General features: G+C 64.4%; 11 protein-coding genes and 1 other RNA gene. 10 read left to right on the forward strand and 2 right to left on the reverse strand.

Going from position 1 to position 11,518, the window contains the following annotated elements; genetic code table 11:
• Positions 1-77: 77 nt before the first annotated feature.
• From ssrA to I6F24_RS33825, 10 genes are all read left to right on the forward strand, one after another.
• Positions 78-445: a transfer-messenger RNA gene (gene ssrA, locus I6F24_RS33780) on the forward strand.
• Between the two features lie 115 nt (positions 446-560).
• The gene (locus tag I6F24_RS33785; RefSeq protein WP_225141597.1) at positions 561-1,079 is read left to right on the forward strand and encodes a ClpXP protease specificity-enhancing factor SspB; all 519 of its coding nucleotides are present in this window, start codon (positions 561-563) and stop codon (positions 1,077-1,079) included.
• 88 nt (positions 1,080-1,167) lie between these two features.
• Positions 1,168-2,601 (forward strand): class II fumarate hydratase, encoded by a 1,434-nt coding sequence (gene fumC / locus I6F24_RS33790; RefSeq protein WP_225150692.1) that lies wholly within the window; start codon positions 1,168-1,170, stop codon positions 2,599-2,601.
• Between the two features lie 275 nt (positions 2,602-2,876).
• On the forward strand, positions 2,877-3,065 hold the full coding sequence (locus I6F24_RS33795) for a DUF4169 family protein (RefSeq protein WP_036006566.1): 189 nt from the start codon (positions 2,877-2,879) through the stop codon (positions 3,063-3,065).
• The gene (locus tag I6F24_RS33800; protein WP_025038043.1) at positions 3,062-3,313 is read left to right on the forward strand and encodes a ribbon-helix-helix domain-containing protein; all 252 of its coding nucleotides are present in this window, start codon (positions 3,062-3,064) and stop codon (positions 3,311-3,313) included. The genes I6F24_RS33795 and I6F24_RS33800 overlap by 4 nt, the downstream gene beginning before the upstream one ends.
• Before the next feature lie 115 nt (positions 3,314-3,428).
• Complete coding sequence (locus I6F24_RS33805; RefSeq protein WP_036006563.1) at positions 3,429-3,704, forward strand: FeoA family protein; 276 nt, start codon at positions 3,429-3,431, stop codon at positions 3,702-3,704.
• 37 nt (positions 3,705-3,741) lie between these two features.
• The gene (locus I6F24_RS33810) at positions 3,742-5,613 is read left to right on the forward strand and encodes a ferrous iron transporter B (RefSeq protein ID WP_036024973.1); all 1,872 of its coding nucleotides are present in this window, start codon (positions 3,742-3,744) and stop codon (positions 5,611-5,613) included.
• A 197-nt stretch (positions 5,614-5,810) separates the two neighbouring features.
• The gene (locus I6F24_RS33815) at positions 5,811-6,308 is read left to right on the forward strand and encodes a GNAT family N-acetyltransferase (RefSeq protein WP_036024971.1); all 498 of its coding nucleotides are present in this window, start codon (positions 5,811-5,813) and stop codon (positions 6,306-6,308) included.
• 235 nt (positions 6,309-6,543) lie between these two features.
• On the forward strand, positions 6,544-8,058 hold the full coding sequence (locus I6F24_RS33820) for an ATPase domain-containing protein (RefSeq protein WP_036024970.1): 1,515 nt from the start codon (positions 6,544-6,546) through the stop codon (positions 8,056-8,058).
• Positions 8,055-9,761 carry an ATP-binding protein gene (locus I6F24_RS33825; RefSeq protein WP_036024968.1) on the forward strand — a complete coding sequence of 569 codons (1,707 nt, stop codon included), beginning with the start codon at positions 8,055-8,057 and terminating at the stop codon, positions 9,759-9,761. Before I6F24_RS33820 ends, I6F24_RS33825 begins: the two co-directional genes overlap by 4 nt.
• Positions 9,762-9,812: 51 nt before the next feature.
• Here I6F24_RS33825 and I6F24_RS33830 read toward each other — a convergent pair whose 3' ends face one another.
• Together I6F24_RS33830 and I6F24_RS33835 are read right to left on the reverse strand one after the other, a co-directional pair.
• Entirely contained in the window at positions 9,813-10,055 is a 243-nt protein-coding gene (locus I6F24_RS33830) for a hypothetical protein (RefSeq protein ID WP_036024966.1), read from the reverse strand.
• 31 nt (positions 10,056-10,086) lie between these two features.
• Positions 10,087-11,205, reverse strand: a complete 1,119-nt coding sequence (locus tag I6F24_RS33835) for a DUF2336 domain-containing protein (RefSeq protein ID WP_036006551.1) — start codon at positions 11,203-11,205, stop codon at positions 10,087-10,089.
• Positions 11,206-11,518 lie beyond the last annotated feature (313 nt).

The following is an 11,518-nucleotide window of genomic DNA, read 5'->3' on the forward strand; positions in this document are numbered from 1 at the left end:
CTGGCAAAGGCCAGAGCCGCGATAGGCCCGGCACTCCGAAGCCTATCCAAAGGGAACCGCGGGATCGCGCCTCCAACCCTCTGTTTTTCGAAAGCTTTGCCCCCTATATTGGGGGTGCCGGTTCGCCGGCTATGGAAATAAACGGTCGTCGCAATAAACCATTCGGACCCGGGGGCGGTACCCGGCGCCTCCACCAAAGCCCACCATCGGGCGTGCCCCGAAGCTGGGCTTTGGCGGGGGCGAAATAGGATCGACGAGGGCGTAAAGGGCGTACTTTTTCCCGGTATTGTTCCGCCGTTATCGGGCTACTGCAATAGTTGCCAACGACAACTTTGCTCCGGTTGCTCAGGCTGCGTAACGCAGTTTGAAAGACCACTCTAAAGTCCTAGCGGGTTAAGCTCCGCTAGGCGGGGTTCGGAGGCACCTGGCAACAGAAGCCTCCACTTTACTCTTTGATTCTTCCCCGGCGGGGACTCCTGCTCGCCCGTCAGGCGCGGTACTATTGCGACTTGGCGAGTCGGATCGGCAGGGTTCGGCTGCTTGGATGCAACAGGACCACCATGGCGACCGATCATATCCGATACGATGTGCTGGCCCGCGATGCGCTGCGCGGCGTGCTGCGGAAGGTGCTGACCGATGCCGCAGCCCATGGCCTGCCGGGCGAGCATCATTTCTTCATCACCTTCGTGTCCAAGGCCGAAGGCGTGAAGCTGTCGCCGCGGCTGCTCGCACAATATCCGGAGGAGATGACGATCATCCTCCAGCACCAGTTCTGGGACCTGACCGTGCTCGAGGACCGTTTCGAGGTCGGCCTGTCCTTTGGCGGCATTCCGGAGCGGCTCGTGGTGCCGTTCAGTGCCATCAAGAGCTTCCTCGATCCGTCCGTGAAGTTCGGCCTCCAGTTCGACACCTCCGACGTCGCCGAGGTCGCGCCGGACAATCTGCCGGCAGCGCCCGCGCCATCGGCCGTATCGGTCCCGACACCTGCCGCGGAGAAGCCGGAAGCTGCCGACGAGCCGCCGCCGCCGAGCCAGGGCGGCGCCGAGGTCGTGCGGCTCGATCGTTTCCGCAAGAAATGATCTAGGTTGGGCGCAGAGCCATCGCGCCCGGCCAACTGTCTATATAGAAGAGCACATGAACAGGCCGCGCGGCGTTTCGCGCGGCAGAATGGATGTGCTCATGGCCAAAGCGTCCCGCTCGAAGACTGACCACCCCGCAACCCGCACCGAGACCGACAGCTTCGGTCCCATCGAGGTCGCCGCCGACCGCTATTGGGGGGCGCAGACCGAGCGCTCGCGCCAGAATTTCCGCATCGGCACCGACCGCATGCCGATCTCACTCGTGCATGCACTCGGCATGGTCAAGCTCGCCGCCGCGCAGTCCAATCTCGAGCTCGGCCTGCTCGATCGGCGCCGTGCCAACGCCATCATCCGCGCTGCGCGCGAGGTGATCGAAGGCAGACTTGACGACCATTTTCCGCTTGTCGTGTGGCAGACCGGCTCGGGCACCCAGAGCAACATGAACCTCAACGAGGTGATTGCCAACCGCGCCAACGAGCTGCTCGGCGGCGAGCTCGGCGCCAAGAAGCCGGTGCATCCCAACGATCACGTCAACATGAGCCAGTCGTCGAACGACTCCTTCCCGACCGCAATGCACATCGCGGCGGCAAGCCGCATCAATGCCGATCTCGTCCCTGCCCTCGGCGAGCTGCTGCGCGCTCTGCGCAAGAAGGAGAGGGAGTTTTCGAAGATCGTGAAGATCGGCCGCACCCATACCCAGGATGCGACGCCGCTGACGCTCGGTCAGGAATTCTCCGGCTATGCCGCGCAGGTCGAAAGCGGCATCGCCCGGCTCAAGATCGCGGTGAAGGACCTCTATCCGCTGGCGCAGGGCGGCACAGCCGTCGGCACCGGCCTCAACTCGAAGCCGCGCTTTGCCAAGCTGTTCGCAAAGCACGTTGCCGGGATTACGAAGCTCCCCTTCACCAGCGCCGCCAACAAATTCGAGGCGCTGGCCTCGAACGATGCCTATGTGCTGGCGCACGGCGCCATCAATTCGGTCGCGACCGGCCTGTTCAAGATCGCCAATGACATCCGCCTGCTCGGCTCCGGCCCGCGCTCGGGCCTCGGCGAATTGATCCTGCCGGAGAACGAGCCCGGCTCCTCGATCATGCCGGGCAAGGTCAACCCGACCCAGTGCGAGGCGATGACTATGGTGTGCTGCCAAGTGTTCGGCAATCACACCGCGATCACGGTCGCCGGCAGCCAGGGTCATTTCGAGCTCAACGTCTACAAGCCGGTGCTGGCCTACAACATGCTGCATTCGATCCGCCTGATGGCGGATGCCGCGCGCTCCTTCACCGAGCATTGCGTCAGCGGCATCCGCGCCGACGAGAAGCGCATCAAGGAGCTGATGCAGCGCTCGCTGATGCTGGTGACGGCGCTGGCTCCGAAGATCGGCTACGACAACGCCGCCAAGGTGGCCAAGACGGCGCACGCCAACGGCACCACGCTGAAGGAGGAGGCGCTGCGGCTCGGCTTCGTCTCGGCCGACGAGTTCGACCGCCTGGTGCGCGCTGAGAAGATGATCAGCCCGGGATGATTCCGAATTCCGATAGCCATCCGTAATGATACGGACGCTCGGCGCCCAAAAATATGCGGTTTTGGGGGCGGGATTTGATTACCGTCAATGTTGCGGCGGGGCGGCGTGTTACGCAGCTCCACTGCCCTCGACGGGGCGAAATTCATCGTTTGATGGCCCAAGGGCCGATTGACGAGGACGAGCGAATGGCGATCAAGTCTTCTGCGGCGCAATGTGGCGCCCTGTTTCTGAATGTTTCATCCTGCCTGAAGAGGAGCGGATGATGGAGACGCGGCATGGGGAACGTCATCAACCTGAATCGTTTCAGGAAGCGCGTCGAGCGGGAAGCCTCGGCGAAGCAGGCGGACGCCAACCGGGCGAAGTTCGGGCGCACGAAGGCGGAACGGTCGTCCGAGGCGAAGCGGGCGGACCAGGCCAAGGAGAATCTGGACCAGCACCGGATCGATCGCGAGGAGCAGCCATGAAGTCGCCGGTCGTGAAACGATCGATCGTCGTCGCCGGCCACAAGACCAGCGTCAGCCTGGAAGAGGCGTTCTGGAACGGCATGAAAGAGATTTCCGGCCTGCGCAACATGACGTTGTCCGAGCTGGTCGGCGAGATCGACAACAACCGCCAGCAGGGCAATCTGTCGTCGGCGATCCGTCTGTTCGTCCTGGACTACTTCAAGAGCCGCGCCATGGCCGCCCAGCCGGACAAGGTCCCGGCCCAGTAGCCGTCGGGGGCGCCCGCGACGGCGCCCCGGCCTCTGCACTTTAAAATCGCTCTAAGGTGCATCTTCGGCGCGCGGGCACGCTTGACCTCAATGCCCGGCGTTGAAAATACAGGGCATGACCGATACCACTGATACGCGTTCGCACATGCCGCTGGGTCTGGCCCAGCGCGGCTATACCGGCGTCATCCAACACCTTGCCGCCAAAGAGGCTGGCTCGGCGCTTTCGGACGTCGAGCTCGAGAGCCGCCTGATCGAACTCGGCTTCGTCGAGGGCGCCCGGGTCGAGATCCTGCATGAGGGGTTGGTCGGGCGCGATCCGATCGCGGTGCGGGTCGATAGCACCACGATCGCGGTCCGCCGTCGCGAAGCCATGGCCATCATCGTCGCCTGACGCGCGACCGCAATCTGCCCCGCAGGCCCTTGATCCCATGGAAGCACCGCTGCTGCATCTCGCCCTGGTCGGCACGCCCAACAGCGGCAAGACCTCGCTGTTCAACGCGCTGACCGGCAGCCGGCAGAAGGTCGCGAACTATCCCGGCGTCACGGTCGAGCGCAAGGAAGGCTTCTTCGTCACCCCGCTCGGCCGCCAGGTCTCCGTGGTCGACCTGCCCGGCACCTATTCGCTGCGCGGCCGCAGCCCGGACGAAGAGATCACCCGCGACTTCGTGCTCGGCAAGGCCTCCGGCGAGACCCTGCCCGATCTCGTGCTGTGCGTCGCCGATTCCACCAATCTGCGCCTGACCATCCGCCTGCTGCTGGAGCTGAAGCGCACCGGGCGGCCGATGATCCTCGTGCTCAACATGTTCGACATCGCAAGCCGCCGCGGCATCACGGTCGACGTCAAGCGGCTCGCCAAGGAGCTCGGAGTGCCCGTGGTCACCTCGATCGCGGTGCGCAAGGGCGGCACGGCCGACCTGCTCAAGCTGACCGACGAGATTTCCGCAGCGCTCGCCGCCGAGCCGGTGGAGAACAGCTGGCGCGCGCTCGGCGTCTCCGAGCTGCGCGCCACCCAACGCGAGGCCGATCGCATCATCGCCGACTGCGTCAGCCTGCCTGCTCGCCCCGACACCTGGACCGCACGGATCGACGCGATCGTGCTGCATCCGGTCGGCGGGCTGATCGTGCTCGCGCTGATCCTGTTCGTGATGTTCCAGGCGGTGTTCGCCTGGGCGCAGCCGGCGATGGAGCTGCTAAAGTCCGGGTTCGACTCGCTCGGCGAGCTGGTGCAGGCCACCCTGCCCGACGGCTTGCTGCAAAGCTTCCTGCAGAACGGCGTGATCTCCGGCGTCGGCAGCGTCATCGTGTTCCTGCCGCAGATCATCCTCATCTTCCTGTTCATCCTGCTCCTGGAAGATTTCGGCTACATGGCGCGCGCGGCGTTCCTGATGGACCGCATCATGGGCGGCGCCGGCCTGCACGGCCGCGCCTTCATTCCGCTGTTGTCGAGCTTTGCCTGCGCCATTCCCGGCATCATGGCGACGCGCGTCATCGACAACAAGCGCGACCGGCTGACCACGATCCTGATCGCGCCGCTGATGACCTGCTCGGCGCGCATTCCGGTCTATACGCTGATCATCTCCGCCTTCATCCCGGCCAGAGACGTCTGGGGCTTCATCAACCTGCAGGGCCTCGTGATGTTCGGCCTCTATGCCGCCGGCATCATCAGCGCGCTGTTGGTCTCGTTCGTGATCAAGTTCTTCATGCTGCGCGACTTTGTGCCGGCGCCGTTCATGTTGGAGCTGCCGGACTACAAGATGCCGCGGCTGAAATCCATCGTGATCGGCATCTACACCCGCGCCAAGATGTTCTTGCAGCGCGCCGGCACCACGATCTTCTCGATGATGGTGCTGATCTGGTTCCTGGCCTCCTTCCCGCAGCCGCCCGCGGGCGCGACCGGGCCGGCCATCGAGTTCAGCCTGGCGGCGATGATCGGCAAGGCGCTCGAACCCCTGCTCGCCCCCGTCGGCTTCAACTGGCAGATCGCGGTGGCTCTGATCCCGGGCATGGCGGCGCGCGAGGTCGCGGTCGCGGCGCTCGGCACCGTCTATGCGATCGAGGGCGGCAGTGAAGCGGTCGAGCAGATCGGCCAGGTGCTGGCGACAAAATGGTCGCTCGCCACCGCGCTGTCGATGCTGGCCTGGTACATCTTCGCCCCGCAATGCGCCTCCACGCTCGCCGTGATCCGGCGCGAGACCGGCAGCTGGGCCTGGATGGGCGCCACCTTCGCCTACATGCTGGTGCTGGCCTATGCGGCGAGCCTCGTGACGTACAACGTCGCCGTCGCGCTGGGGGCGGGGTAGCCCTTCCAAAACGAAACCGCGAAAACAACCCCATGCACAGTAGACCGGGGGTCGTGAAATCAATGAGTTACGCGCAAGGCAACGATCCGGCCGTCGCCCGTTGACCCGTCGGGCAAAACAGGGGCATGATGTCACGATCAGCCCGCAGCGATAGCAGCATGAACGACGACACGCCTCGGAAGCGGCGATCTGTTGCCGTGGACCATTTCACCACCGACCGCCTGACTGCCGAGCGATTGCGCGAGGATCACCTCGCCGACCTCGTCGCGCTGCATCGCGACGCCGAGGTCTCCCGCTATCTCGGCGGGGTGCGGACGCCCGAGGTCACGAGGGCCTATCTCGCAACCAACATGGCCCATTGGGACCAGCACGGCTTCGGACTCTGGACGCTGCGAACGAAGGACGGGGCCTTCGCCGGACGGGCGGGCATTCGGCACATTCTCGTGGACGATGTCGACGAGGTCGAGATCGCCTACGCGTTCAAGCGCGAATTCTGGGGCCAAGGATTTGCCAGCGAGATCGCGACCGCGCTGACGGACCTCGGGCTGTCACAGCTCGCACTGCCGTCTCTCATCGGCATTGTGTATGTCGGGAACGGTGCATCGCGGCGCGTGCTGGAGAAGTCGAACTACCAGCTCGAGCGAAGCACGAACCGTCACGGCGAGGACGTCGTGATCTACCGCATCCGGCAGTGAGGGCAGCAACGGGATGGACCGCGAGCGGACCGTTTGTGTTCATTTTTGAACCGACACCATCCACGGGTCGGCACAGTCTGAGCGGCAACGAACCGGTCGCCGGACCGCCAGTCGGGCGGGAACTCATGCCCGGCCTAGGAGTTCCTTAGACGGACCTTTTCAGTCAAATCCGGCTCCCGGCATGCGCTTGGAGCGCATGGAGAGCTTTGGGAAGATACGCGTAAGGGGGGGGGTCATGACCGGTCAATCCGCGCCTGCTCCAGGCAGCGACCTCAAGGATTTGCCGAGAATTTCGACCGGCAGCGACGGTCTGGACGACATCCTCGGCGGTGGCTTGGACCCCAACCGAATGTATCTCTACGAGGGACGCCCCGGCACAGGCAAGACCACGATTGCGCTCCAATTCCTTCTTCGGGGCGTGCGCGACGGCGAACGCGTTCTCTACGTTTCGCTCTCCGAGACCAAGAGCGAGCTCACAGTGGTGGCACAGCGGCATGGCTGGTCGCTGGACGGCGTCGATATCTTCGAGCTCGTTCCGCCGGAAACGACGCTTGATCCCGAGCGGGAGCTGACGGTTTTTCATCCCGCCGAGATGGAGCTGAGCGAGACCACAGGTCTGATCTTCAAGGAGGTCGAACGGATCAACCCTACCCGCGTGGTGCTCGACAGCCTGTCCGAATTGCGCCTGCTGGCGCAGAACCCGCTCCGCTACAGGCGACAGGTTCTGGCCCTCAAGCACTTCTTCACCAATCGCAACTGCACCGTGGTTCTGCTCGACGATCTGTCGTCCTCCCAGGATGATCTGCAACTGCATTCGATCGCGCACGGCGTGGTGATGCTCGAGCAGCTGGCCATCGACTACGGTGCCGAGCGGCGGCGGCTTCGCGTGATCAAGATGCGCGGCATCCGTTTTCGCGGCGGCTTCCACGATTTTACGATCGCGCAAGGCGGCCTGCGCATCTTTCCGCGGCTCGTCGCGGCCGAGCATCACAGATCATTCGATGGCGACATGGTGTCCAGCGGCAACCCCGAGCTCGACCAGCTCCTCGGAGGCGGGCTCGAGCGCGGCACCAACGCGCTTTTCCTCGGCTCGGCCGGCGTCGGCAAATCGTCACTTGCGCTGACCTACGCCATCGCGGCGGCGCAACGCGGCGAGCACGCCGTGTTCTTCGCATTCGATGAAGGACGCGGAACGGTTGAGGCACGCGCCAGGACGCTTGGGCTGCCGCTGGACGAGCACCTCGCCTCCGGAAAGATCCGGTTTCAGCAGATCGATCCCGCCGAATTGTCGCCGGGTGAGTTCGCGGCAACGCTTCGCCGTAGCGTCGAGGTCGACAATGCCCGCATCATCGTCATCGACAGCTTGAACGGCTATCTGAACGCGATGCCGGACGAGCGCTTTCTCGTTCTGCAGATGCATGAACTGCTCAGCTATCTGGCCCAGCAGGGCGTGCTCACCATCCTCATCCTCGCCCAGCACGGGCTTGTCGGTCCCATGGATACGCCGCTCGACCTCAGCTATCTGAGCGATGCGGTCGTGATGCTGCGCTATTTCGAGTTCGCCGGAACGGTTCGCCGCGCCTTGTCGGTCGTCAAGAAGCGCAGCGGCGGCCACGAGCACGGCATCCGCGAATTCCGGCTCGGCGGCACCGGGATCAAGCTCGGCCCGCCACTCGTTGAATTCAGCGGCATCTTTTCCGGCAATCCGCGCTATACCGGCACGGCCCTCCCGGAAGGGCCGCTCGAATGAGCGCGCAGCGCGATCACCGCGTTCTCGTCTTCGCCCCGGTGGGCCGCGACGGGCCGGCATCGGCCGAACTTTTGCGCAACGCGAACCTCGAGGCGATCAGTTGCCGGGACTTGGCCGAACTCGTCACCGAAATGGCGGCAGGCGTTGGCACCGTATTTCTTGCCGAGGAAGGATTGTTCGGCAAGGACACCGCGGCGCTGGCACAATGGATCGCCGGTCAGCCGCCGTGGTCCGATCTGCCTTTCGTCGTTCTCACCAGCCACCGGGAGCAGCCCTCGGTCATCGCCTGGCGACGCAGTATCGTCGAGCTTCTGCGCAACGTTTCGCTGCTCGAACGGCCGGTTCAACCGATCACGCTGACCAGCACCATCCAATCCGCACTGCGGGCTCGGCGGCGTCAATACGAGATCCGGGCTCTGCTCGAGGCGCGCGAGCAGACGGCCCAGGAGCTCGAGAAGCTGGTGATCGAGCGGACGAAGGCGCTGGAGGAAGCCAACACGCAGCTTCGCCTCGAGATCGAAGAGCGAGCACGCGTGGAGGAAACGCTTCGGCAGGCTCAGAAGATCGAGGCCATCGGCCAGCTCACCGGCGGCGTCGCGCATGACTTCAACAATCTCTTGATGGTGATTTCCGGCGGCCTCGACATGCTCGAACGCCAGACCGATCCGACCCGGCGCCGCCGCCTGATGGACGGGATGATCCAGGCGGCGCAGCGCGGAGCGAGCCTGACCAAGCAGCTTCTGGCATTCTCACGGCGGCAGAAACTCCGGCCGGAGCCTGTCGACGTCGCCGCGCAGATCGGCGGCATGCGTGAACTGCTCGATCGCAGTCTCAGGGGCGACGTCCATGTCGAATTCGACTTTCCGGAGCAACTTTGGCCGGTGGAGGTCGATCCCGGCGAGCTCGAGCTGGTCATTCTCAACCTGGCCGTCAACGCCCGCGACGCCATGCCCAATGGCGGCACGATCATCGTGCGCGGCGAAAATCTACCCGACCTGAACGATGGGGAGATCGCCGGCGACTATGTCCGCTTGTCCGTCGTCGACACCGGTGTCGGCATGCCCCCGGAGATCATGTCGCGGGTGTTCGAGCCGTTCTTCACGACCAAAGACGTCGGCAAGGGGTCTGGACTAGGGCTCGCACAGGTCCATGGATTTGCGACGCAGTCGCGGGGCACGGTGCGAATTCAATCGAAGGTCGGCCGAGGCACGAGCATCGAGCTGTACCTGCCGCGATCCTTCGAGACTCCCTCCGACGAGCGACACCTCATCGACCTCACCAGGGTGCGCCCGAAAAAGAGCAATCAGGGGCAGATCCTGCTGGTGGAGGACGATAACGAGGTTGCCGCGCTGGTCAGCGAGATGCTCGGTCAGCTCGGCTACGAGGTCACACGCGCTTCCAGTGCCGCAGCAGCGCTCGGTGCCCTGGCGGACGGCCGTCCCATCGATCTGATCTTCTCCGACATCATGATGCCGGGCGGCATGAACGGGGTCGAGCTTGCGCGCGAGGTCAGGAAGAGACGAAGCGACATACCGATATTGCTGACCAGCGGATATGCCGAAGCCTCGGTCCATGAAGCGGAGAGCGCGGGTATCGAGATCCTGCCCAAGCCCTATCACATCGACGAGCTCGCCGCAGCCCTGGCCGCGGCGAAGTCAGGTCTTCGGCGCGATGCAGGCTCCAAACGCTCGAACTCCTGCTGAGAGCAATCGTGGATTACGCTGCGCGCCAGTCTGCGCGCGATCCCCGGAGCCTTACCGAAAATATCCCAGCACGAGATCGACATCCGCGCTGCGGGCCGCCGTGCCGTTCAGCTCGGCGTCGATGACGCGGCGGCAGGCGTCCACCGCGGCGTGGTCGCCGAGGTCGTTGGCGGCTTCCAGCACGAGCCAGGCGGCGTCCACCGAGGCCTTGTCCGGAGCTGCGCCGCCGAGATCGGTGGCGCCGGCATTGGCGAGATTCTTCTTGCGAACGGCGGTGCCGAATTGAGGTAACATTGCAGGTACTCCCCTCTCCTCAGTGGACCTGTCAGTGGACTTGAAGTTCGGGCTGACGGCCCGCATCGGCACCCGCGCCGGTCTTGCGCGACTGGTAGAACTTCAGAATGCTGCGCGACGTCTCGATCTTGAGCCGGCCGTACTCGCGCTCGTTGTCCTGGAGCTCGCGCGCCGTGATCAGATGATCCTTGGCGCCGAGGAACAACAGCGACATCGTCGTGTCCCAGGAGAAGTCGAGCGCCTTGCACAGCACCAGGATCATCTCGCGGTTGCGGTCCATCAGCGCGCGCTCGATCACGTCGACCGGCAGCGCCGACAGCAGCGACAGGCCGATCTGCACCTCGTCGAAGCGATGCTGGCGGGCATAGTTCGAGATCGAGTCCTGGTTGAGATTGCCCTGGCGATACTGCGTCGTGACCACGCGCTTGGCGACGAAATAGCTGCGCGAGGACGGGCCGAACTTGGACTGGAGATCGCCGGTGACCTCGGTGACCGAGCTCTGGATCTGCGACATCATCTCGGGCCGCTCGGTCTCGAGGCGGCGGCGGACGTCTTCGGAGGCTTTCGCGATCAGCTGCTGGAAGATGTGACGCGGCACGTCCTTGCGCAGGCCGAGCTGCTCGGCAAGGATCGAATCGCCCTCGGCGCGGCGGACCATGTGCAAGAGACCCGAGCCGGAGAAGCGCGCGCCCTCGTTCCTGGCGACCGAAGTCACGACCTCCTGGTTGCCGCGCTTGACCAGCACGTCGGTCACGGCTTCGCCGATCGACTGGCGCTGCGAGATCGCCAGCAGATGCGCCTGGCCCTTGGTCATGGCGCTCTGGACCAGCATCTTCTCGTCGATGCGGTTGGAATCGCGCAGCACGGGACCGGCCACCGCGATCTCGTCGTCGAGGGCGAGCCTTTCGATGACGTTGAGCGGGGCGTGATCGCAGGCCGACATCACTTCGGAGAGCTGCGCGCGCGCAGCCACCTCGATCTCGTCGGCGAGCCGGCCGATCACCTCGCCGAACATGCTGATCTCGTCGTCGCTGTAGCGGCCGGTGATCAGGATGTCGGTCGCATGCCATAATGCGCGTGACCGGCTTTCGTCGGTGCCGCGCGCGATCGCGTCGTCCAGATCCTGCAGAAGCGATTTCGCCCCGTTCATCTCGATCACCCCAGTTCTTGGCAGCCCGTTGGCGAGCCGTCCCGCCGCTCGCGGCGCGACGCCGAATTCCTCTGGGAACCCACGCTAGAGATGAAACGCGAGAATTCAGTAAAGTCGGCAAATCAGTTTTGCCGACGAAAATTCGTTCAAATGCGAGGGAATGGATTTACTGTTGTGCAAGAGCCGAGAAGCTTTGGGCACTGAAACCTCTCCGCGTCATGGCCGGGCTTGTCCCGGCCATCACGCCTTGCCGCATGGCACAAAGAACGTGGATGCCCGGGACAAGCCCGGGCATGACGAGCATCGGCAACGG

The sequence above is a fragment of the Bradyrhizobium sp. BRP23 genome, from assembly GCF_020194135.1.
Lineage (GTDB): Bacteria > Pseudomonadota > Alphaproteobacteria > Rhizobiales > Xanthobacteraceae > Bradyrhizobium > Bradyrhizobium yuanmingense.

Coding starts and splice junctions, on each gene's coding strand:
- I6F24_RS33795 (WP_036006566.1), top strand. CDS start 2,877: ATGGGGAACGTCATCAACCTGAATCGTTTCAGGAAGCGCGTCGAGCGG.
- I6F24_RS33805 (WP_036006563.1), top strand. CDS start 3,429: ATGACCGATACCACTGATACGCGTTCGCACATGCCGCTGGGTCTGGCC.
- I6F24_RS33800 (WP_025038043.1), top strand. CDS start 3,062: ATGAAGTCGCCGGTCGTGAAACGATCGATCGTCGTCGCCGGCCACAAG.
- I6F24_RS33830 (WP_036024966.1), bottom strand. CDS start 10,055: ATGTTACCTCAATTCGGCACCGCCGTTCGCAAGAAGAATCTCGCCAAT.
- I6F24_RS33825 (WP_036024968.1), top strand. CDS start 8,055: ATGAGCGCGCAGCGCGATCACCGCGTTCTCGTCTTCGCCCCGGTGGGC.
- fumC (WP_225150692.1), top strand. CDS start 1,168: ATGGATGTGCTCATGGCCAAAGCGTCCCGCTCGAAGACTGACCACCCC.
- I6F24_RS33835 (WP_036006551.1), bottom strand. CDS start 11,205: ATGAACGGGGCGAAATCGCTTCTGCAGGATCTGGACGACGCGATCGCG.
- I6F24_RS33785 (WP_225141597.1), top strand. CDS start 561: ATGGCGACCGATCATATCCGATACGATGTGCTGGCCCGCGATGCGCTG.
- I6F24_RS33820 (WP_036024970.1), top strand. CDS start 6,544: ATGACCGGTCAATCCGCGCCTGCTCCAGGCAGCGACCTCAAGGATTTG.
- I6F24_RS33810 (WP_036024973.1), top strand. CDS start 3,742: ATGGAAGCACCGCTGCTGCATCTCGCCCTGGTCGGCACGCCCAACAGC.